Source organism: Pseudomonas sp. SLFW, assembly GCF_009905615.1.
GTDB lineage: Bacteria > Pseudomonadota > Gammaproteobacteria > Pseudomonadales > Pseudomonadaceae > Aquipseudomonas > Aquipseudomonas bambusae.
Genome location: NZ_JAAAKW010000004.1, coordinates 239,668 through 260,732, shown reverse-complemented (window position 1 = coordinate 260,732; position 21,065 = coordinate 239,668). Strand labels below are relative to the sequence as shown.

Here is a 21,065-nt window from a genome sequence, read left to right as displayed (position 1 = left end):
GGATGGACCATGAACGTAAAAGATGACCGTCGCCTCAAGGTCGGCGTGCTCGGCTGCGGCCCGATCGCCCAGTTCGCTCATTTCGATTCCTGCGTCAAAGCGCGCAACGCCGAGCTCCATGCCATCTGCGATGTGGCGAGTGATCTGGTCAATCGCATGGGCGCGACCTACGGCCCCACCCGAACATTCCTCGATTATGATCGGATGCTGGCCGACCCTGAACTGGACGCTGTGATCATCGCCACCTCCGATGCGTTCCATGTCGAGGCCTCACGCCGTGCGCTGGCGGCAGGCAAGCACGTGCTCTGTGAAAAGCCGCTGGGTGTAAGTGTCGAAGAAGTAGAGGATCTGGCGGCCAAGGTGCGCGACTCCGGGAAAATCCTGCAAGTCGGTCATATGAAGCGTTTCGACATCGGCCTGGAACGCGCCAGAGACTTCGTGCGCGACGAGATGGGACAGATACTGGCGCTCAAGGCGTGGTACTGCGATTCAACCCACCGCTATACCGTCACTGACGCCGTGCAGCCGATGCCGATCTTCAGCAAAGAAGCCCTCAAGCCCGCCGGTAATCCCAAGGCGGATCTGCGGCAGTACTACATGCTCGCCCACGGCAGTCACTTGTTCGACACCGCCCGTTTCTTGTGTGGCGACATTGTTCAAGTCAGCGCACGCCTGACCGAAAAGTTCGGCGCCTATTCCTGGTTCATCGATGTCGAATTCGCCAATGGCGCTGCGGGACATCTGGACCTGACCGTCGCGGTGCGCATGGACTGGCATGAAGGCCTGCAACTGTACGGCGAACACGGCAGCGTCATCGCCAAGACCTATAACCCGTGGTACTTCAAATCGTCCGAAGTGGACATCTTCTCGGAGCGCGACGCGACCTGGCACCGCCCGTTGGCAGCCGATGGCCATTTCTATCGCCGACAACTGGAAGGCTTCGCCGACACGCTCCTCGATGGGGCTCCGATGCGAGGCGCCGATATCGACGACGGCATTGCGTCCGTTCGGGCGATGATTGCCACCGCTCGATCGGTGGCCAGCGGCAAGCCCGTCAGACTGGCCGATGTCGAGGGCAAACTGTGATGACGCCGGGCGTTTTTGCACGCACCTATTCGGCTAAATACCCAGGCAGCTTGTTTTCGAAAATTCGCGCAGATGGCTTCGGTGCCACGCAATTCAATCTGTCGTGCGCGGGCTTGGCGTCCTTGCCAAGAGAGCTTCCTGATGGCATTGCTGCAAGCATCGCGCAGGGCGCGCGCGAAGCAGGTATCTCGATCTGCGCCCTGTCAGGCACCTACAACATGGCGCATCCTGACCCGGTGTACCGGCGCAGCTTGCGCCTGGGGTTCGCAAATGTCATGCGGGCAGCCCGGGAAATGGGGGTGCCATTGGTGACGCTCTGCACAGGTTCGCGGGAGCTGTCGGACATGTGGCGCGCCCATCCGGACAACGCTTCAAGGCAGGCCTGGTACGACCTGCGTGATGAGTTGGCTTTCGCATTGGCGCTGGCCGACGAATTCGACCTGACGCTCGGGATCGAACCTGAACCCGGCAACGTCATTTGTGATGCCGTTGCCGCTCGAAAGGTCCTTGATGAAGTGAGGTCCTCTCGTCTGGGCATCGTGCTGGATGCTGCGAATCTTTTGCCGCCATCTGCGCAATCCCGACAGCAGGAGATCGTCGCACACGCCACCGATTCGCTGGGCGAGCATCTTCTTCTGGTTCACGCCAAGGATATCGACAGCCACGGAATCGTGGTCCCCGCCGGCAAGGGCGCGGTGGACCTGCCGCAATTCGTCGCCCGCGTGCGTGCCACCGGCTATGACGGGCCACTGGTCGGCCATAATTTCGAAGAGGTGGATGCCCCTGGAGTCGCGGACTATCTGCAACGCATCATCCGGAGGGAAGCCCATGAGCCTGCATGATTTCCAGACAGCCGATGGCTGTCGACTCGCCTATACCGATCAGGGATCCGGGCTGACCGTATTGTGGCAACACGGCCTTGGGGCCGATCACAACCAGCCGGCCGAAGTGTTCCCGAGCACCGAAGGCATCCGACGCATCACGCTTGAGTGCCGTGGCCATGGTGCTTCTGAATTGGGGGACACCCACGCGCTCAGCATCGCTCAATTCGCCAATGATGCGCTTGCCCTGCTCGATCATCTCGAAATCGAGCGAGCGGTGTTCGGGGGGATATCGCTCGGCGCCGCTGTGGCTCTGCGCCTCGCCGTGACGCATCCTCAAAGGGCAGCGGCGCTCATCCTGGCACGTCCGGCGTGGATCGCGGAAAACGCCCCCCACGGAATGAAAATCTATCGGGAGGTGGCTCGGCTGCTGCACCAGCTCGGGCCGCAGCAGGGAGCGCTCCGATTCGAAGCGTCCCCCCTTCTGCATGAGATAGCGCACATCTCGCCCGACAACGCTGCCTCCCTGCGGAGCTTTTTCAATCGCGATCCAATCAGCACAGTCCCTCTGCTCAATCTCATTCCTGACGATGGACCCGGCGTTTCCATCTCCGCTCTACAGGCGCTAACGTGCCCCACTCAGATCATTGCGAATCGGCAGGACTTCATTCATTCCATGGATACCGCCGAAACACTCGCAGGCCTGATCAGCCAGTCCCGGTTGAGCGTGATCGCATCGAAGACGCTGAGTCGTGAACAGTATCTCCAAGGGTTTCGAGAGGTCCTGAATGATTTTCTGACCACAACGCTCTTCGCTGGCTAATATTCACACGCCCTCCGAACGGTGATCCATAACGTTACGGACATGGATAGCACCTGTTTATTCATTACCCACTTCAAAACCGCAGGAGGACACTACAGCGCAGGCTTTTTGTCACTTGAAACAGGACGGCTATACACAGCTTCGGGCCTTGCAAAGTGACTCCAGCCTTGCCGCTGCTCACAAAAATAAAGGTAAACCCCATGAACGCAACGCCTCCCTTGAGCGCCTCTCCCCCTCTCGACATTCAGGCGCTCATCGATAACAACCCAGTCTCACTCTATCAATGGCGCATCGTGGCTCTGTGCTTCTTGATCGTGTTTCTGGATGGACTGGATACCGCGGCGATGGGGTTCATCGCCCCCGCACTGAGCCAGGATTGGGGTATCGATCGGGCAAGCCTGGGCCCGGTGATGAGTGCCGCGCTGATCGGAATGGTCTTCGGCGCATTGACGTCCGGCCCTCTGGCAGACCGTATCGGTCGTCGTTGGGTGCTGATCATTGCGGTCACCCTGTTCGGCGTGTTCAGCCTGTTGTCGGCTTACAGCAGCAATGTCCAACAGCTGTTGATCCTGAGATTGCTGACGGGTATCGGGCTCGGCGCAGCGATGCCGAACGCCACTACCCTGTTGTCCGAGTACACTCCGGCGCGTCTCAAATCCCTTCTGGTCACCTGCATGTTCTGTGGCTTCAACCTCGGGATGGCCTGCGGCGGCTTTATCTCCGCCAAACTCATTCCCCTGCTCGGATGGCACAGCTTGCTGGTACTCGGCGGAGCCCTGCCACTCGCACTGGCCGCGCTACTGCTGGGATGGCTGCCTGAGTCAGCCCGCTTTCTGGTCGTGCGCAGGCGGCCTATCGAGATCATCCGCCGAACCGTGAAGCCTATTGCGCCAGCGCAGGTGGAACTCGCCAGCGGTTTCACCACACCCGAACAGAGCGCGCTCAAGACCCGAAGCGGATTCAAGGTCGTGTTTGGCGGTGTGTACAGCACGGGCACGTTGCTGCTTTGGCTCACCTATTTCATGGGACTGGTGATCGTCTATCTGCTGACAAGCTGGCTGCCCACGTTGATGCGCGACAGCGGAATGAGCGTCGAGCAGTCGGCTTACATAGGGGCTATTTTTCAATTCGGCGGTGTCTTGAGTGCTGTGGCCGTTGGCTGGGCAATGGACCGTTTCCGGCCGCATTGGGTGATCGGCGGCGCGTATCTTCTCGCCGGCATTTTCACCTGGATGGTCGGCCAGAGCCTGAATCACGTTTCACTGCTCGCGATACTGGTCCTGCTGGCGGGCATGTGCATCAATGGCGCCCAGTCTGCCATGCCGTCCCTGGCGGCACGCTTCTATCCCACACAAGGCCGTGCGACGGGGGTTTCGTGGATGTTGGGAATCGGCCGCTTCGGGGCGATTCTGGGCGCTTGGGCCGGGGCGACTTTGCTCGGCCTGGGATGGAATTTCGAGCAGGTGCTGACCGCACTCGTAGTCCCCGCCACCATCGCCGCTGTCGCAGTCCTGGTGAAGGGGCTCGTCAGTCATGCGGATGCCACCTGAGTCGCGGGCTGAAATCGATTGGGCCTAGACTCGAACAGCCACGAACGCAGTACTGCACCAGGCAGGTACAAAAAAGCGCGCTTCACGTCCAGTACGCGTTGCGCGCTTTGTGCTTATGCGGACTGGTTCACCTGTTGCTAGCGCTTACCCTATCAACATTCAAAGCCAGGCAGCCTGAGCGCTCTCCTCACAAGCACACCTAGGAGGCTGTAGATCCGTAGTCGGTTGAAAGTGAGGTTGGAGTTGATGACCAGATCAAGTCATCTGAATAACAGTCTGCAAAATGGTGCTCTCTGTCGAGATGGTCTTGGCATTTGCTTGGTAGTTACTTTGCGCCTTGATCAGCTCTACCAGTTCCGCCGTCAGGTCAACATTGGACTCCTCAAGCGCGGAACCGGTAATGCTGCCTAGCGTCCCGGACTGAGGTGTACCGGTGACAGGAATCCCCGAAGCATAGGTTTCCCGCCACATGGTCCCACCTGCGGGAGCCAATCCCTGAACGTTTGCAAAGGTTGATAAAGACACCTGCCCAATGACTCTTGACTCACCATTGGTGTAAGTGGCGAACATAGTCCCTGTGGCATCAACGTTCATGGCGCTGATCTGGCCTGTGTAATTACCATCCTGATGCTGCGCAATAGGCCCTGCAACGGCGTTGGTTTGCGTAGTAGCGAGCATGTCCAATTTCATACCACCCGTTACTGAAGATGCCCCGTTGGCAGACCAAGTGGTGGTTGTCCCGACCGTCTTGCTCTGACCGGGGACCCAGTTCTTGATCGTAAACGTACCGTCCGTGTTGACCGCGATGTTGGCGGTAGAGGTCGGCGCCGGACTCGTGATCAATGTGCCAGAGGCATCGAATGTAAACTGAGTTTCGTCGGGCACCGGCGGTGTTGCCGCAGGATCAGCGATACTGCGCCCGTCGATCAAACTATACATAGTCCAAGCATTGTCGCCATTTTTGCGGAAGTATTGATTGAGCTGATGCTCATTACCTTGGCTATCGTAAATTTTCGTATTGATAAGCGTGGTGTAGGTACTTGTATCCTTAGGGTCGAACGCCGCACCGGTCACAATGGGCTTGCTCGAATCCAGATTCGATTGAAGAGTGATAGCACTGGTGGCTTTGGGGGGCATATTTGACATATCAACGCGAAGGTTCGACAGCACCCCGGTTTTCACGTTGCCGTTAGCATCAACGCCGTACCCCTGCAGGTTGTTGCCGTTGGTATCGATGATGTTGCCCGCTGTATCGGTGTGAAAATTGCCGGCCCGGGTATACAGCTTTTCACCGTTGTTACTGACCATAAAGAAGCCATTGCCGTTGATTGCCAGATCGAGGTCACGACCTGTGCCTGTGTTTAAGGCCCCCTGAGTGAAGTTCTGACTGATCGCAGAAGTAGTAACACCAGTGCCTATATTTGTGCCGCCCGATGTACCCCGGATCGACTGCGCATATTGGTCGGCAAATTCTGCACGGGAGGATTTGAATCCTACCGTCGCGACGTTAGCAATGTTGTTACCGGTTACTTGCAAACTTTTATTGGCGGCAGACAGCCCGCTCAGGCCTACATTGAAAGACATTTCTCACCTCGGCTCAGCCGTATAGACTACAAAGTTATCTTCTGAATTTTGGAGAGGCCAACGTTTGTGCCGTCAGCCAGGTTCAACGTCATTGGCGAACTTGCCGTCCCCATCGCCACGCTGGTGATCTTGTCAGGAAGAAAGGTTTTCAACGTCGTACTTTTCCCTTCAATACTGCCCGTCGCGACGAAGCTGTATTTTCCGGAATCCAGGGTATTACCAGCCTCGTCTTTGCCATCCCAGGTAAAGCTGGTTTCACCCGCTTTTTTCTCGCCCAGGTTTAATGTGCGCACTAAAGTTCCCTTGGCGTCATATACCTTGACGGCAGTCAACGTACTAAGAGCTGGCAAATTGATCGCTCCGGCTACACCCTTCCCGCTGTCGGAGTACGTCGAGCCACTGTCCACAATGACTGTTCGACCCACCAACGACGCCGCTTGAAGCGCTTGCGAACTTTGGTACATCCCCCCGATGGCATCTACCGATGTGCTCAGATTCTGCATGTTCTCCAGGCTGCTGAACTGCGCCAGTTGTGCAACGAACTGAGTATTATCCTGAGGATCGAGCGGGTTCTGATTCTGCATTTGGGTAACCAGAAGTTTTAGAAAAGCATCCTTTCCGAGCGAACTGGCCCCGGTGGTCGCATCTCCTGTTTTCCCGGAAGTTGGTTTCTGTAACGAATTGATATAGTCAGCCGAGGTCGTGTTATTTACAGATGTCGTCATAGTCGAGATCTCTGTGGGCAATAAGGTTGATTACGTGTCGCAGGCTCTTCTGCCACCACACGCGTAACGGACGTAAAGCGTAAAAAAAACGCCAGCCGTTGATGACCGTCCATTGTTAAAGCACAGCACACTTCCGTTTATCCACATCGCTAAAACCCGACGACGCCAGCACGATGATTTTGGACGCAAGACAGGGCTATAAAATATATATAAATCGCAAGTGAACCTGGCAGCGCTTGACGAATCCTGACGAAAACTTACCCCCTGCGCTGCCGCACCGCGCCTTCAAAGAAGGCCATCGGCACATTAACAGCACCTACACGGTGGACTTTCCCTAACGGGCAAAAAAGTACCAGTTTTAAATTAAATCTCTGTACCACGCTGACGGCTCCGCCAGGCGGGGCTTTTTTACCCTGGATCCTGTCGAGCCTGAATTGGACTTGAGAAAATGCAGTCCAATTTCAAATCCCCTATCACCAGGTTTCTTCCCAGCACTCCGCCACTAAAGCGGCGCCCCTCCAGAAAAAGGTGAAAATCACCCTCTCCATTTAAACGCTGGAAACAGCCTGCCATACCAATTCAGGCAGTAATAAATAGACCATTGCCACACCCGTTAAATAATCCGCTGCAAAGTTTATAAAAATAAGAAATCACGGAACCAATATATCGATACAACCACGCATTAGGACCCGAGCGATTAAAAGCACATTATTGCCCCACCAGCCCGTACAGGCTGCAAGGACAGCTGAACTTTACTTTCGGGCCGACGCTTTCAGTGCGTCAATGAAACACCCTGGGTGATACCAGACCTGAACATCCGCCTCGGCGCCGCATACACAATGGGCTTTAAACGATCAGGAGCTTTTATGAAAGTCGTAATAACCACTAACGTCCCAAATGTCAGTATCAGCGAAATCGCAAAAAATGAATCCGTTAAAGGCGCCGACCTGCGCGACGGAATGGACCCCAAGAACCTCGCAGCTGCCGACATTGCACAGAGTCTGATCAAGGATGGACACTTGGACCAGGATTCGCCGTTGGGCCAAATGGTTGGCAAGCAAATGGACAAGAAACATCCGTTCAGCTCAATGGAGGCATCGGTCAACCCAGGGCAGGTCAAATCGGCGCTGGATCAGGTCATCAAGGATAAATTAGGCAATTTCGACATCGTGCCCGTGCATGGCAAGCCTGCAAGCGAAGCCGACTACCAATCTGTAATGCTTAGCGGCCTGGGCAAGGCCGCTTTGGATAATCTGCTCACCAAGCAGGGTGAAGGAACGGCATTTTCCTCAAAGGACATGCCGCTTTTGAGCAAAGTGGCCACGTTCATGGATCAAAACCCTGGCAAATTTCCGGCGCCGGACTCAGGTTCTTGGAAGAACGAGCTCAAGGAAGATAACTATCTGGACGCCAAAGAAACGGGCGCATTCCGTGGTGCGGTGGATATGCTCGGCAGCGAATTGCAGAACAGACCGGTCAACGCCGACGCTGCCAAGGCCGGCCTACAGGACGCCGTGCTCAATATTGCGTCTTTGGTCAGAAGCACTCAGCAACCAAGCCTGTCCGAAGCCGCCCAGAACGTGTCCGAAACGGTCCTCAACGCTGCCTCCAGGAAAAACGGGACCGACGCGTTGCATAACATTGTGGGTGAGATCAACAACATCGCCCCCGCATTGGCCGCGCAACTCTCAGGCCAAAAACTCGCAAACGCCTCGCAGAACATGGCTTCCCTCGCTAAAGCGCCGGACGGTGAACCCACGGAAAGTCCGCTGAAGAAGCTGAGAGATATACTGAGTGGGGCGCTGCAGCAGGGACCCAAGTCCGGGCAAGCAGGTACGAGCGGCCTCGCTCAAAACGCCGGTCCATCCAACCCACCGGTTTTGCAGCACGCATTAAATAACAGCCTGACCGCTGCGGCCGCTTCGATCGTTGCCGCGTTGGTAAACGGAGGGACCGGCATTTCCTGAACCCTTCCCGGTTACGCACCTGATGCCAGAGCCGCTCTTGAACACCACCGACTCACCTGACTGCGCAACGCTATGGCACGCAAAAGGGGGCAAACGGTTATGGAAAGAAGCGGCTCTGCGCACTGCACTCGGCGACGTTCATTTAATCCGTTCCGCCGCCAACGATGTTCTTCCAACGAACACTTGGCTGTCGGCAGCGGTGGTTATTTCACCCACAGTTCTACGACGTGAGCACCGTACTGGGACTTCCACTGTTTAAGAACTCGGTGATTACCCCCTTTTGATTGGACAATTTGTTGGTTATAAGGATTTTGATAGACCTTCATCACCCGAGCACGCCGCTTTCCTTTAGTCTGGGTATCGATACCGTCGCTTTTATCCTGCAGGTTGAACATCGCTACAAGATCCCGCACATCCTTGCCGTATTCGAACAGCAACGCCTTGAGTTTCGTTTCGAATTCCAGTTCCTTTTGAAACTCAACATCCGTTCTTAACATTTCCAGGGTTTCAAGTTGAGCGGCGAGTGACTGTTCGAGCAGACGGAACTCTGTGAGTTTTGACATGTGTACTCCTATCAATATCGAAAGTTGTCCGGCAATAAATACCGGGAACGCGGTTCGGTCGTCAGTAGACGTCCCGGCAATAGCGACCCTGTTCCGTCAGTGTCTGTAAACAGTGCTCCCCCAGCAGGGCCTTCAGCGTATCGTCGACTCCCTGGGCCATGCCCTCAAGGCTCCCACACACATAGATGGCTGCGCCTTCGCTGAGCCACCGGTGGAGTTCATCTTTCGCGTAGCGAAGACGGTCCTGCACGTAGATCGTTTCTGCTTGATCCCGGGAAAACGCCAGGTCCATGCGGGCAATATCCCCACGCGCCAACCAGTGCTTAAGCTCGGCAGAACAATGAAAATCGTGCTGTTCGTTACGCTCGCCGTACAGCAGCCAGTTGCGCAGTTCACCTTTGGCAATTCGTGCCTTGAGTAGCGCCCTCAGTCCGGCGAGCCCGGTTCCGTTGCCAATGAAAATCACGGGCAACGGTTGGCTTGGCTGATGAAAATGCCGATTACGGCGCACGCGCAACCTGACCTCTCCCCCCATCGCCACCTGCTCGGTCAACCATCCTGAACACAACCCCAGACTTCCATCAGGATGCAACGTCTGACGCACCATCAATTGCAGGCACCCGTCCTCAGGCACAGAGGCAATGGAGTATTCGCGCACGGTTAACGGCAACAGCGAGTCGATGAGTGATTGCCCACCCAGGCTCGCGGCGGGTGTAGGACTGGAGGGCAACCCGTACCCCATCAGGGCATCAGAAAGCGGTGTGACCTTCTCGCCGACCGTCACTTGAGTGCCTGGGTCGATCCCGACGACGGAAAGAAAGTCGCTCACGACGGCTTGCGAATTTCGCGGATGAACTTCGACTAGGTCACCTGCTTCCCAGCGTGTTCCGGTCGTCGACGTCAAGTCCAGGAGAAACACCTTGGAACCGACGCTACCGACGTTCAGGCATTCCCGTCGGCTCAGTGTCCAGCGCTCATCCTCGGGCATGTCCCAAAACGTGAGTGTTGTGGTGCCCGTCAGTGCTTCCAACTGCTGCTGCCAACTGCGTAGCGCGACGGGGTCTCCTTTATCCACTTCAATCATCGGACAAAGAGCATTGGCTCCGTTGGCGGCAAGCCAGTCATTTAGGCGTCGTGCGAACCCGCAGAAATTCAGGTACTGCCGATCTCCCAATCCCAATACGGCGTAATCGAGCCGTTGCAACGTGACCTGCCGGCGCAGAAACTTCCTCTCGAAAGCACGAGCGCTGTCCGGCGCTTCCCCGTCACCAAATGTGCTGGCGATAAACAAAGCCTTGCGCATTCGAACAAGATCCTGCTCGGTCATCTTCGCCAGGCGTTTGACCTGCACGGTCAAACCGGCCGACTCCAGGTGCGCAGCCGTCTGCCATGCGAGTTGCTCGGCATGCCCGCTTTGGCTGGCAAACCCGATCAGCCACGCGGGGCTCTGATTATCGCGATCATCTCCGGCCTCGGACACCTCGCCCCGCACAGCCCGAACATCGCGTTTTTTGCGACGTCGATCCAGATAGAGCAACCAGCCTGTAATGAAAAACAGCGGCATCAGCAGGCCAGCGACCGTGATGATCACTCGGCCCATCCAGCCAAAATAACTGCCCGTATGCACCGAATAATTACTGATCAATAACTGAGAACCCAATCCCTTGTCGGCGTAGCGCGACGCCGCCAGCACTTCACCGCTACGGGGGTCGAGGACGAGTTGGTTCAACGCACGGGGATGAGGAGAGTCCTTTAGCAAATAAAAAACGAGTACAGGCGTTCCGACCGTGCTGGGCAAGCGAAGGTTGTAGGCCTTGAGCTCTGGCCCGGCCGCATGTTTGATGGATTCCCAGATGGCACCGTAGTCCACAGTGGCAGGGGCTCGCGAGGCTGGGGTCGATGCGTTGGCAGCATTAACTGCAGGCTTTGGCGCAGGCGCTTTACGCGGTTGCTCCATCGCCTGTGGCGGGTCACCGATGAGCCAGGTTAGCCCCTGATTGAACCAGGCATAGGAGAAATTAAGCCCTGTCACCGCCTGCGACAAATAGACGACGAGGCACCACGTGGCAATGACGGAATGCACACTCCAATTGAAACTGCGTCCCACTTTTTTCCAGTCCGGCACCAGCCATACGCGCCAGTTCCACACCTGACGTGGCCAACGCAGGTACAGCCCGGAGAGACAGAAAAACACGAGAATCATCGCGCACGCTGCCGTCACCTGCTTGCCGTACCCCCCTGCACCCAGATAGCGGTGTACATCCAGAACAAACCGGAAAAAATCCTGGCCAACGGTATCGGGTTTAAGCTCGCCAGTGTACGGGTCGAAATTGTTCAAGACGGCTTGCGACTGGCCCGCAGCAGCCAGGCTCCAGACCTGAGCCGCCTTGTGACCACCCACCTCGATTTGCAGCGTCGAAACAACGGCACGGGTTTGCCTTTCAAGTTGCTGCACCAGCTCGGCCAGTGGCATCGGTTGCTCACGCGGCTGCACGGTAAGCCGATGAGCATTTAGCGTGTCCAGTATTTCTTCCTGATAGGAATACAGCGCCCCCGTGGTCCCCATGATGGCCAACACCAGTCCCGCTGTTATTCCAAAGAACCAGTGCAGTTGAAACAGGACCTTCTTCAGCACCCTTGAACCCCTTGGAGTATTTAGCGGCAGCTCAGACTGAGACCACGCTGATGCCTACCCAACAGCGCCGGCGAGGATGCTCACAAGGACGACCTTTCTGATCGTGATCGTGAAGGTGTCACTTGTGGTTTTTAACGCTTGAAGGCGGCGCGCAACCACCGGAAAAAATCTCGCAAGCCGACCTAAAATGCACCGCGAACGTATCGAGAAAAAGCACCAATAAACGACTAAACGCCTGTACCACGCGTAAACATTTCATTCGCCGAATTACGCGCTATTTCTATGACTCAAGGCATGGAACCTTGCCTGCCAATTGCCCACTCAGCCGTCACAGAACCCTGCCCGCCCAAGGGGGTTGGCAGTTTGTTACCTCATCGACAGGTCTAGACCATGACGGCAATCAACTCGCTTATCCGCACGACGCCACTGGAACTTTCCACTCCCCAGCACGCCTCCACCTCAAGTGGCCAGCCAGGCCAGGAGCGCTCAGTAGGAAGTGGCAACTCGACGGTTTCATTCGCCTCTCAGCCCCAAAACTCACACGTTGATTTTGGCGCTCGTAGCCCTGCTCTTCAGCCACAGAACAACGTCAACAGCGGTATCGGAAATCAGGGTGATCCGCTGGCTCAACTGGTCACTCTGATTCAGGAAATGCTTCAGCGACTGCAGGCACTCATGCAAGGCGGCCCGGTTTCAGCCGATACATCTACGGGTCATACGGCTCCCCGCAGCAATCCGGCGACGAACGCAGGCCACGACTCAGTGAGTAACCAGCCATCCGGTGCCAGTCCGACACAGGCCAGCAAGGGAGGTGGAGGCAGCCCGGCAAGCGGAAATTTCTCCGAACACTCACTCGGTAATCAACTGAGTGTGCAGAAATCACCGGAAGATCGCATCGGCATGGCCAAGGACCCGGAGCGAGGCGACGTCATCAAGGTCGATTTCAATAAGGGCCATTACACCGAACACTCGACCAGCCCCCGAGCAGAAATCAAGGACGGCACCAAGCTCCAGGAAGGGCAGCCCTACAGTTTCAAATTTGGCATGAAGCGTGAAGCGAACAACGACGGCACCTTCTTTCAGGTGCTGGACCACAACAATGCCAAGCCCAGCCCACGCGCCTGGTTAGCCACCAAAGACGGGCAATATCAACTGCATCTCAAGACCAGCGAGGACAGCAATGCCCCCTCGAAAGTGTTCAACATTGGCAAACCTGGAGACGCCGCAAAAGACGTCGGCAAATGGGCCGACTTTCAGATTGATTTCAAGCGTGGGATTGGGGATGGCGAAATTTCGGTGACGAAAAATGGCGAGAGTGTCTTCGACAAAAAAGGCATCTCGACCATGTTCGATACTCACAGCAGTGACTCATACGCCAAGTTCGGTCAGTATCGCAATGAGGGCGATCACAACCCGGCGACCAGTCTGTTTTCGGGTTTCAGTGTAGCCAAAGGCTAGAGCCCATCAGCCCCTGTGCAGCTGTACACCGAGGTATGGGAGTGTGCTGCACCGTGGGACTTCAGCCATTCCGGTGTGTCAGCATGATTGAGTTGTCAGGTTCTGCTGACGCTTCGCAACAGATCGTAGGCAAGGTGGAGCGCCACCCCGCCGCTCCACCTTGCCTCCGGGCAGAATCAAAAGCCGGAAACGGCTTACATCAGCGTGTACAACAACACGATGTTCACCACCAACATCGCTAACGCCGTTGGTATCTGCGCCTTGATCACGGCGTATTTGTCGGGCAACTCCAGCAATGCCGCCGGGATGAGGTTGTAGTTGGCGGCCATGGGCGTCATCAGCGTGCCGCAGTAGCCGGAGAACATGCCGATGGCCGCCATCACCGCAGGGTTGGCGCCGTACATGCCCACCAGCACCGGCACCCCGATGCCGCCGGTCATCACCGGAAACGCTGCGAAGCCGTTGCCCATGACGATCGTGAACAGCGCCATGCCCAACACGTAAACCATCACCGCCACCAGGCGGAAATCCAGGTTGATGTAGGCCGTCGCCAGGTGCGCCACCGCCTTGCCAACCCCCGCGTCGTTGAACACCAGCCCCAGCATCGCTAGCATTTGCGGCAACACCAGCGCCCAGCCTAACGCTTCAGTCAGGCGTCGAGATTCGCGCATGGCCTGCACCGGCGTGTCGCGGGTCAGCCGGCACGCCAAGGCCAACGCCACCAGACTGCCGATCCCTAGCGAAACAAAGGTGCTGTTGGCCGGGTCGAGCAAGTACACATCGCCAAACTTGACGTTTTTCAGCACGACGGCGCCGATCACCGTCACCAGCGGAATCGCCAGCGCCGGAATGAACAGCTTGTTCTTCAGGCGCCCTGCACTCTCCCGCCGCGCCTTGTCCGGCAGGTTATCGTGCTGACCGAAGCCGACGCCGCCGAAACCCGCGATGAGCGCCATCACCACCACGCCTACGCCAACCCACACGGGCGGCAAACGGTCGCCGATCAGAAACGCAATCGCGAACAGCCCCCAGAACAGCCCGGTGGTCCAGCGCTTGGGGTTACTGTGGTCGGTGACGGTCATGAACGCGGTGATCGCCAGAATCACACCGGCCAGCCAGTACAGGTATTGAATGGACAGGATCATGGCGTCACCTCCTGAGCGACCGGGGATGTCTGCGGCAATACCTTGAGTTCGCGACTGAGGCGCTGATCGAAACGGTGCAGGCGAATGGCGTGAATCACGAAGGCACAGATCGCCGTCGGAATACCCCAGACCGCGATGTGCATCGGATCGACGTCGATCCCCGAGCCTTGGAGAAAGGTGTGCATCAGGGCGATGGCGCCAAAGGCGACGAAAATGTCCTCGCCGAAAAACAGCCCGACGTTATCGGTGGCTGCGCACAGCGCCAGCAGCTTGATGCGCAAGGCCTCGGGCAACTTGCCGAAGCGTGATTCAGCGGCGCCTTCGGCCATGGGCGCGAGCAGCGGACGAACCATTTGCGGATGCCCGCCGAGGCTGGTCAGGCCCAGTGCCGCCGTGGTTTCACGCACGAACAGGTAAGCGATCAGCAGGCGTCCGGCGGTGGCGCGGGTGAAGCGCGCGATCCAGTTCTGGGCGTGTAATCGCAGGCCGTGGCGCTCCAGCAGACCAATGACGGCCAAGGGCAGCAGGATGATCAGCGGCAAGGTGCGGGTCTTGATGAAGCCGGTGCCGATAGTCGCCAGCACGGTTTCCAGCGGCATGCTCGCCGCCAGGCCCGTGGCCAGCGCCGCGAGGGCGACCACCAGCATCGGGTTGAAACGCAGGACGAAGCCCAGAACGATGACCAGCACGCCCAGCAGCGGCCAGAGGTTGATAGCGGTTTGCATGATGGGAATCTCGATGTTGTGACTCTGAAGAACAGCCGACGCGAACCTGTAGCAGCCCGGCTTGTGGTGCTGCTACAGCGGCGTGCCGGTACAAGGGCGTGCGACTCACCACAGGGGCAGCGTGTAACTCACGATCAGCCGGTTTTCGTCCAGGTCATTGCCGAAGTTCGAACGCACGGTCGCGTTGCGCCATTTCACGCCCAGGTTCTTCAACGCACCGCTCTGGATCACGTAGCCGATGTCCATGTTGCGCTCCCACTCCTTGCCCTCGCCCCCTGCCGCACGTTCGACGTTGTCGCCGGACACGTAACGGGTCATGAACGTCAGGCCCGGCAGCCCCAGCGCTGCGAAGTCATAGTCATAACGCGCCTGCCACGAGCGCTCCTTGGCGTTGGCGAAATCGCCGATCTGGATGAAGTTGACCAGGTAAGGATCGCTGCCCGTGATGTAGGGAAACGGATCGCTCCCGGTCATCCGCTGGTAGCCGAGGCCAAACGCCTGAGCGCCGACCTTGTAGGTGAACATCGAACCCAAGGCCTTGTTGTCGAGGTCGCGAAAGTTGCCGTCCTCGCGGCTGCTGGCGTAGCGGAGGTCGGACTTCAAACTCTGTCCCACGCCCAACGGCAGCACGTGCACCAACCCGCCGTAATACTGCTGATAAACGTTTTCCAGCTGGCCGTAATGGGCACTCAGCGCCAGTTGCGGGGTGACCTGATACTCGCCGCCGCCGAAGTTGAAATCGTTGCTGGTCCCGCCGATGCGGTTGGCGCTCATCTCGGTGAAGTCCGTGGAGCTGTTGGCCTTGATGCGGTCGATGTGGCCGCCGGTGAAGGTGAAGTTGTTCAGGTCCTTCGAGGTCAACAGCCCGCCGCGAAAGGTCTGGGGCAACAGGCGGGTGTCGTTGGAATTGATCACCGGGTCCTTGAAGAACAGCGAGCCGACTTTCAGCTCCGTCTTCGACACCTTCATTTTTGCGGTCAGGCCGAGCTTGGCGTAGTCCTCTTGCGAGCCGCCGGACGACAGGTCAGCGGGCAGCAACCCGGTGCCCGACGTGCCGTCGCCCGAATCCAGCTTCAACCCCACCATGCCCAGCGCATCGAGGCCGAAGCCGACGGTGCCAGGGGTGTAGCCCGATTGAAGACGCAGCAGGAATCCCTGCGCCCATTCCTCGGCCTTGTCCCGAGCGCCTGTCTGTCGAAAATCGCGGTTGAAGTAAAAGTTGCGGGCTTCGAGCTCGCCTTTGCTGTCGCCGAAAAAATCGGCCTGTGCGGTCAATCCACAAGTCAGCGTCGCGCCGCCAACGAGCAACGCGCAGACGTATTTTTGGTTGTTATGCGTCATTGAAGCCTCTTCCCATGAGCGCGCAGCGGTAACGACCGACTGCTGGCAGAGCGCAGCGGATGAATGAGGTCGGGCATTGAAACACCCCGACCCTGAAGGCTGGACGCGTGGGTCGGGGCGATATCAATCAACCCGGGCGTCGTACCTTTCTCGTGTCGGCGGCCATCTTTCGGCAGGCTGGCGCGTGGCGTCCAACGGGAAAAAACCGCTATGCCTCATAAAAATTTCTGTTGGGGCGGTGGCATGTAACCTGCTGACCGTAGGAGGCACCTGTCGCAGATGACGAAGGTAAAAGCCGCCTTCGACTGCCCGCGCCGCCGCTCAATCGCTCAAGGAAATCGCTCGGTGAATCTCAAGTTTCTGGAAACCTTCGTCTGGGTCGCACGGCTGAAAAGCTTTCGCCTGACCGCCGAAAAACTCTTCAGCACCCAAGCCTCCATTTCCAGCCGGATCGCGGCGCTGGAGGACGAAATGGGCGTGCGATTGTTCGTGCGGGACTCGAAGGGCGTGTCGCTGACGTCCGAAGGATTGCGCGTGCTGGAATACGCCGAGCACATCATGGACACCCTGCAAAACATGAAGGCGGCGATCAAGGACCCCAGCCAGGTGCGGGGCCGAATCCGCATCGGCGCAATGGATACGGTGATACACACCTGGCTCAGTCCGTTGGTAACACGCCTGATGAAGTGTTACCCGAATCTGGAAATCGAGCTGACCGCCGAGACGGCGAGCAACCTGTGTTCGCAGTTGGAAAAGGGTTACCAGGACATCATTTTCCAGACCGACATCCTGCGTTTCGACAGCGTGCGCAACGCGATGCTGGCGCGCTATCCGCTGCACTGGGTGGTGCCGACCGGCTCGCCGCTGGACCGGCCGGACGTGACGCTGGAAGAGATCGCGCAGGAGCGGATCGTCACGTTTTCGCGCAACTCGCGGCCCCACCAGGACATCCTCAACATGCTGCACACGGCGAACATCATCACCCCGCGCATCAACTGCGTGAACTCGGCCTCGGCCATCACCCGACTGGTGCGCGATGGGTTCGGTATTGGTGCATTGCCGGTCACCCTGGTGCGCGGGGAACTGGCGCAGGGCGTGTTGACCCAGATCGAAAACGTGCCCCTGCCACCAGTGATGGACATCGTTGCAAGCTGGCGCACGGGTGCCGGGATGGAACTGGTAGAGGACATCGTCGGGCTGACGCGGGAGGTGGTGAATGAATACGCGCAGGAAATGCCGGAGGGGTTTGTGTTGGAGGCGGGTGAGGATTGAAGGTTGTTGCTGCCTGCTGCCTGCTGTCTGATATCCATCCCTGTAGGAGTGAGCTTGCTCGCGATGAACGGTGCAACATCCCAATGTGTATCGATGCCACATCCCTCATCGCGAGCAAGCTCACTCCTACAAAGGACTGCGCTTCAGCACAGAATCGGGGGCGTGAAGAAGATCTTCCGCCACACGAAGACTCACAAACGAATCTGGATCACCGGTGACTGATTCGCCTCAATTATAACGTCAAAAACGGCATCACCTCAGCCATCAGCGCTTCCGGAATTTCTTCCGCCAGGTAATGCCCACCCGGCAACGCTTTGCCCCGCACGTCGGTCGCGACCTGTTGCCATTCTTTCAGAGGGTCGAAGCATTTGCCCACGGTACCTTCCGCACCCCACAGCACCTGCAGCGGCAATTGCAGATGATGGCCTGCGTCGAGATCGGCGCGGTCGTGCTCCAGGTCGATGGTGGCACTGGCGCGGTAATCCTCACAAACCCCACGTGCGGTGCCTGGTAGCTTGGCGCAGCGCAGGTATTCGGCGAACGCTTCGTCGGTGAACGGCGTCAACCCGGCGCTGCGGCTGCCCATGACACTGCGCAGGTATTGCTCGGGATCGGCTTCCAGCAATGTTTCCGGCAGCGGCGCCGGGCGGATCAGGAAGAACCAGTGCCAGTACGCCCGGGCGAAGGCTTCGTTGGTCTGGCTGTACATCGCCAACGTCGGGGCGATGTCGAGCAAGGTCATGCGAGTGACGGCATCGGAATGATCCAGCGCCAGTCGATGCGCCACGCGAGCGCCCCGGTCGTGGGCCAGAATCGAGAACGTCGGCAGCCCGAGTTCGCGCATCAACGCCACCATGTCGCGGCCCATCTCCCGTTTGGAGTAGCTGGAATGGTCCTCCGTCGCGAGGGGTTTGCCGCTGTCGCCGTAACCGCGCAAATCGGCCGCGACCACGGTGAAACGCTGACTCAGCCGCTCGACGATTTTGTGCCAAATGACATGGGTTTGCGGGTGCCCGTGCAACAACAGCAACCCCGGCCCATTGCCACCGATGCGGTAGGCGATCTGCACACCATTGACCTGGCGCTGGTCTTTCTGGAATCCGGCGAACATGAATGACTCCTTGTGATTATTCCTGCTCATCCTAGATCGCTGAGCGGCCGGGGCAAGCCGCAAAACGTGGCAGCGGCGTTCATGAAGCGTGTTGCCAGCAAGGAGACCAATCGTCCGGGAATGGCGCGATTGGTCTCCTGATATCCCACCCCATTGGCTATTCGGCCCCGGCCTGTCTGGGCGTAACGTAGCACCACGTTCAACGACATTTCTTACCTTTCCAACGGAGCACACGCACATGAACAAGCGCATCGCCTGGGGTCAAAAATCGCCGGAAGCCTACAAAGCCATGTCCGCGCTGGAAAACGCCGTGGTCAATTCGGGCCTTGAACATTCCCTGCTGGAACTGATCCGCCTGCGCGCTTCGCAGATCAACGGCTGCGCTTACTGCGTCAACCTGCACGCCAACGACGCCCGCAAGGCTGGCGAAACCGAAGCCCGCCTGCAAACCGTGACCGTCTGGGCCGAAACCAACTTCTTCACCGAAAAAGAAAAGGCCGTTCTGGCCTGGACCGAAAGCCTGACCCAACTGTCGATCCACCACGCGCCGCAGCATCAGTACGAAGCGCTGCTAGAGCATTACAGCGAAAAAGAAGTCGCCAACATCACCTTGGCCATCGCCACCATCAACGCGTGGAACCGGTTTGGGGTGGGCTTTGCCATGACGCCCTAGTCGCAGCTACGAGCTTTGAGCTGCAAGAGGGGCAGCGACGAGTTGTGAGCTGCAAGCTGCAAGAGGGCGGCGCGACGGCGATCATGGCTTCTGGTTTGAATCTCGTCGCTGCGACTTGAAGCAGCGACAAGCTTTAAGCCGCGAGCTGCAAGAAGTCGACGCAACGCCCGCTTGTAGCTTGTAGCTTGTAGCTTGTAGCTCGAAGCTCGAAGCTCGAAGCTGAAAGCCGCTACACCCGAAGGTAGCGACCACTGATTGCAACGCCTAACAGCATCACCGCGATGATGAGGAACGCCACGCCGAGGCTGCTGAGGTGGGCGACGAAACCGATGCCTGCCGGGCCCATCAGAATGCCGATGTAACCCAGGGTCGTGATGGCCGGAACCGCGACGTTTTCCGGCATGGTCTTCTGCCGCCCCACCGCGCTGTAGAACACCGGCACGATGTTGGAACAGCCGATGCCCACCAGCGCGTAGCCGCACAACGCGGCCTGCCAATAGGGGAGCAACGTCGCCACGGCCATGCCGACCGCCGCGCACAGCCCGCCGAACAGGATGATCTTGTGCACGCCCAAGCGGCGCACGACGGGGTCGCCGCACAATCGGCCGATGGCCATGGCCAGGGCGAACACTGCGTAGCCGAACCCGGCGTAGGACGGTTCGACGCCCCGCTGGGCGCTGAGGAACACCGCGCTCCAGTCGAGCATCGCGCCTTCGGTGAGGAACACGGTGAAGCACATCAGGCCGATGAACAGCACGACGCCATGGGGAATCGCGAACGCCGGACCGCCCGCTTCGCTGCCGTAACCGAGCATGTTTGGGCCTGCTTTATAGAGTGCGAGGCCAATGAACACCGCGACCAACGTCATCGTCAGCCACGGCCAGACGCCCACGCTCAACAGCGCAGAAACGCCTGCCGCGCCGAGAATCCCCCCACAACTGAACAGGCCGTGAAAGCCCGACATCATGGTCTTGCCGCTGGCCCGTTCGACGATGATTGCCTGAATGTTGGTGACGCACCCCAAGGCGCCCATGCTGGCGCCGTAGACGAACAGCGTCGCCACCATCAGCGGCACACTCGTGAGGGTCGCGAGCAAGGGAAGGCACAAGCAGGCGAGGCTGCCGACCACGACGATGATGCGCCGACAGCCATAACGCACGGTCATAGCGCCAGCCAGTGGCATGGAAAGAATCGAGCCGATGCCCAGGCACAACAGCAGCAGGCCGAGGCTCGCGTCGTCCAGACCCAGGCGGCTCTTGGCGTAAGGCACCAGCGGCGCCCACGCGGAAATGCTGAACCCGGTGATGAAAAACGCCACCCGGGTGGAAAACTGTTCCAGCCGCCCAGGCACGACCGGTGCCGCGGTGCCGATGGAGGTCATTCGCCGCTCCCTTTGCAAACATGTCGGCCCGTCATGAGCCAACCAAACGAAAGCCTAACAAAGCACGGGCGAATGCCGAAGAAGGAATGTCGAGGGGTGATGCCTCAGGAATGCCTCAGGCAGGCCAATCGAATACGGAATGCCGATCCTGCCCTCCCTGCAAACGTTCTGCCGGGCGCAAAAACTGTGGGAGCGAATTCATTCG

The 21,065-nt window shown here is 58.3% G+C and carries 17 protein-coding genes; 8 read left to right on the top strand and 9 right to left on the bottom strand.

What is annotated here, in order from left to right; translation table 11 throughout:
• Positions 1-9 precede the first annotated feature (9 nt).
• From GVN17_RS09540 to GVN17_RS09525, 4 genes are all read left to right on the top strand, one after another.
• Positions 10-1,086: a Gfo/Idh/MocA family protein gene (locus GVN17_RS09540; RefSeq protein ID WP_166595002.1), complete on the top strand. Its 1,077-nt coding sequence runs from the start codon at positions 10-12 to the stop codon at positions 1,084-1,086.
• Positions 1,086-1,928: a sugar phosphate isomerase/epimerase gene (locus tag GVN17_RS09535; protein WP_166595001.1), complete on the top strand. Its 843-nt coding sequence runs from the start codon at positions 1,086-1,088 to the stop codon at positions 1,926-1,928. The genes GVN17_RS09540 and GVN17_RS09535 overlap by 1 nt, the downstream gene beginning before the upstream one ends.
• On the top strand, positions 1,915-2,730 hold the full coding sequence (locus GVN17_RS09530; protein ID WP_166595000.1) for an alpha/beta fold hydrolase: 816 nt from the start codon (positions 1,915-1,917) through the stop codon (positions 2,728-2,730). Before GVN17_RS09535 ends, GVN17_RS09530 begins: the two co-directional genes overlap by 14 nt.
• A gap of 200 nt (positions 2,731-2,930) precedes the next feature.
• Positions 2,931-4,280, top strand: coding sequence for an MFS transporter (locus tag GVN17_RS09525; protein ID WP_166595173.1), 1,350 nt, complete (start codon positions 2,931-2,933; stop codon positions 4,278-4,280).
• 255 nt (positions 4,281-4,535) lie between these two features.
• Here GVN17_RS09525 and flgE read toward each other — a convergent pair whose 3' ends face one another.
• Complete coding sequence (gene flgE, locus GVN17_RS09520) at positions 4,536-5,864, bottom strand: flagellar hook protein FlgE (protein WP_166594999.1); 1,329 nt, start codon at positions 5,862-5,864, stop codon at positions 4,536-4,538.
• A 26-nt stretch (positions 5,865-5,890) separates the two neighbouring features.
• Entirely contained in the window at positions 5,891-6,589 is a 699-nt protein-coding gene (locus GVN17_RS09515) for a flagellar hook assembly protein FlgD (RefSeq protein ID WP_166594998.1), read from the bottom strand.
• 866 nt (positions 6,590-7,455) lie between these two features.
• On the opposite strand from GVN17_RS09515, the gene GVN17_RS09510 reads away from it, so the two are divergent.
• Positions 7,456-8,556, top strand: coding sequence for a harpin HrpZ family protein (locus GVN17_RS09510; protein WP_256665161.1), 1,101 nt, complete (start codon positions 7,456-7,458; stop codon positions 8,554-8,556).
• Between the two features lie 203 nt (positions 8,557-8,759).
• On the opposite strand, the gene GVN17_RS09505 is transcribed toward GVN17_RS09510, so the two are convergent.
• Together GVN17_RS09505 and GVN17_RS09500 are read right to left on the bottom strand one after the other, a co-directional pair.
• Entirely contained in the window at positions 8,760-9,119 is a 360-nt protein-coding gene (locus tag GVN17_RS09505; RefSeq protein ID WP_166594997.1) for a histone-like nucleoid-structuring protein, MvaT/MvaU family, read from the bottom strand.
• 61 nt (positions 9,120-9,180) lie between these two features.
• A complete protein-coding gene (locus tag GVN17_RS09500) occupies positions 9,181-11,751 on the bottom strand; it encodes a sulfite reductase flavoprotein subunit alpha (RefSeq protein ID WP_166595171.1) in 2,571 nt (856 codons plus the stop codon).
• 393 nt (positions 11,752-12,144) lie between these two features.
• Between GVN17_RS09500 and GVN17_RS09495 the strand changes: the two genes are divergently transcribed.
• Positions 12,145-13,212: a heparin lyase I family protein gene (locus GVN17_RS09495; protein ID WP_166594996.1), complete on the top strand. Its 1,068-nt coding sequence runs from the start codon at positions 12,145-12,147 to the stop codon at positions 13,210-13,212.
• Between the two features lie 194 nt (positions 13,213-13,406).
• On the opposite strand, the gene GVN17_RS09490 is transcribed toward GVN17_RS09495, so the two are convergent.
• From GVN17_RS09490 to GVN17_RS09480, 3 genes are all read right to left on the bottom strand, one after another.
• A complete protein-coding gene (locus GVN17_RS09490; protein WP_166594995.1) occupies positions 13,407-14,357 on the bottom strand; it encodes a DUF979 domain-containing protein in 951 nt (316 codons plus the stop codon).
• Positions 14,354-15,082 (bottom strand): DUF969 domain-containing protein, encoded by a 729-nt coding sequence (locus tag GVN17_RS09485; RefSeq protein ID WP_166594994.1) that lies wholly within the window; start codon positions 15,080-15,082, stop codon positions 14,354-14,356. Before GVN17_RS09485 ends, GVN17_RS09490 begins: the two co-directional genes overlap by 4 nt.
• A gap of 105 nt (positions 15,083-15,187) precedes the next feature.
• On the bottom strand, positions 15,188-16,423 hold the full coding sequence (locus GVN17_RS09480) for an OprD family porin (RefSeq protein WP_166594993.1): 1,236 nt from the start codon (positions 16,421-16,423) through the stop codon (positions 15,188-15,190).
• A 345-nt stretch (positions 16,424-16,768) separates the two neighbouring features.
• On the opposite strand from GVN17_RS09480, the gene GVN17_RS09475 reads away from it, so the two are divergent.
• Entirely contained in the window at positions 16,769-17,695 is a 927-nt protein-coding gene (locus GVN17_RS09475) for a LysR family transcriptional regulator (protein ID WP_166594992.1), read from the top strand.
• 232 nt (positions 17,696-17,927) lie between these two features.
• Here GVN17_RS09475 and GVN17_RS09470 read toward each other — a convergent pair whose 3' ends face one another.
• Positions 17,928-18,806 (bottom strand): alpha/beta fold hydrolase, encoded by an 879-nt coding sequence (locus GVN17_RS09470; protein WP_166594991.1) that lies wholly within the window; start codon positions 18,804-18,806, stop codon positions 17,928-17,930.
• Between the two features lie 238 nt (positions 18,807-19,044).
• On the opposite strand from GVN17_RS09470, the gene GVN17_RS09465 reads away from it, so the two are divergent.
• Complete coding sequence (locus tag GVN17_RS09465; RefSeq protein ID WP_166594990.1) at positions 19,045-19,479, top strand: carboxymuconolactone decarboxylase family protein; 435 nt, start codon at positions 19,045-19,047, stop codon at positions 19,477-19,479.
• 229 nt (positions 19,480-19,708) lie between these two features.
• Here GVN17_RS09465 and GVN17_RS09460 read toward each other — a convergent pair whose 3' ends face one another.
• On the bottom strand, positions 19,709-20,860 hold the full coding sequence (locus GVN17_RS09460; RefSeq protein WP_166594989.1) for an MFS transporter: 1,152 nt from the start codon (positions 20,858-20,860) through the stop codon (positions 19,709-19,711).
• Between the last annotated feature and the right edge of the window lie 205 nt (positions 20,861-21,065).

What these genes read in the sequence shown, in the direction of transcription:
- GVN17_RS09540 (WP_166595002.1), top strand. Translation starts at nt 10, where the DNA reads ATGAACGTAAAAGATGACCGTCGCCTCAAGGTCGGCGTGCTCGGCTGC.
- GVN17_RS09535 (WP_166595001.1), top strand. Translation starts at nt 1,086, where the DNA reads ATGACGCCGGGCGTTTTTGCACGCACCTATTCGGCTAAATACCCAGGC.
- GVN17_RS09530 (WP_166595000.1), top strand. Translation starts at nt 1,915, where the DNA reads ATGAGCCTGCATGATTTCCAGACAGCCGATGGCTGTCGACTCGCCTAT.
- GVN17_RS09525 (WP_166595173.1), top strand. Translation starts at nt 2,931, where the DNA reads ATGAACGCAACGCCTCCCTTGAGCGCCTCTCCCCCTCTCGACATTCAG.
- flgE (WP_166594999.1), bottom strand. Translation starts at nt 5,864, where the DNA reads ATGTCTTTCAATGTAGGCCTGAGCGGGCTGTCTGCCGCCAATAAAAGT.
- GVN17_RS09515 (WP_166594998.1), bottom strand. Translation starts at nt 6,589, where the DNA reads ATGACGACATCTGTAAATAACACGACCTCGGCTGACTATATCAATTCG.
- GVN17_RS09510 (WP_256665161.1), top strand. Translation starts at nt 7,456, where the DNA reads ATGAAAGTCGTAATAACCACTAACGTCCCAAATGTCAGTATCAGCGAA.
- GVN17_RS09505 (WP_166594997.1), bottom strand. Translation starts at nt 9,119, where the DNA reads ATGTCAAAACTCACAGAGTTCCGTCTGCTCGAACAGTCACTCGCCGCT.
- GVN17_RS09495 (WP_166594996.1), top strand. Translation starts at nt 12,145, where the DNA reads ATGACGGCAATCAACTCGCTTATCCGCACGACGCCACTGGAACTTTCC.
- GVN17_RS09490 (WP_166594995.1), bottom strand. Translation starts at nt 14,357, where the DNA reads ATGATCCTGTCCATTCAATACCTGTACTGGCTGGCCGGTGTGATTCTG.
- GVN17_RS09485 (WP_166594994.1), bottom strand. Translation starts at nt 15,082, where the DNA reads ATGCAAACCGCTATCAACCTCTGGCCGCTGCTGGGCGTGCTGGTCATC.
- GVN17_RS09480 (WP_166594993.1), bottom strand. Translation starts at nt 16,423, where the DNA reads ATGACGCATAACAACCAAAAATACGTCTGCGCGTTGCTCGTTGGCGGC.
- GVN17_RS09470 (WP_166594991.1), bottom strand. Translation starts at nt 18,806, where the DNA reads ATGTTCGCCGGATTCCAGAAAGACCAGCGCCAGGTCAATGGTGTGCAG.
- GVN17_RS09465 (WP_166594990.1), top strand. Translation starts at nt 19,045, where the DNA reads ATGAACAAGCGCATCGCCTGGGGTCAAAAATCGCCGGAAGCCTACAAA.
- GVN17_RS09460 (WP_166594989.1), bottom strand. Translation starts at nt 20,860, where the DNA reads ATGACCTCCATCGGCACCGCGGCACCGGTCGTGCCTGGGCGGCTGGAA.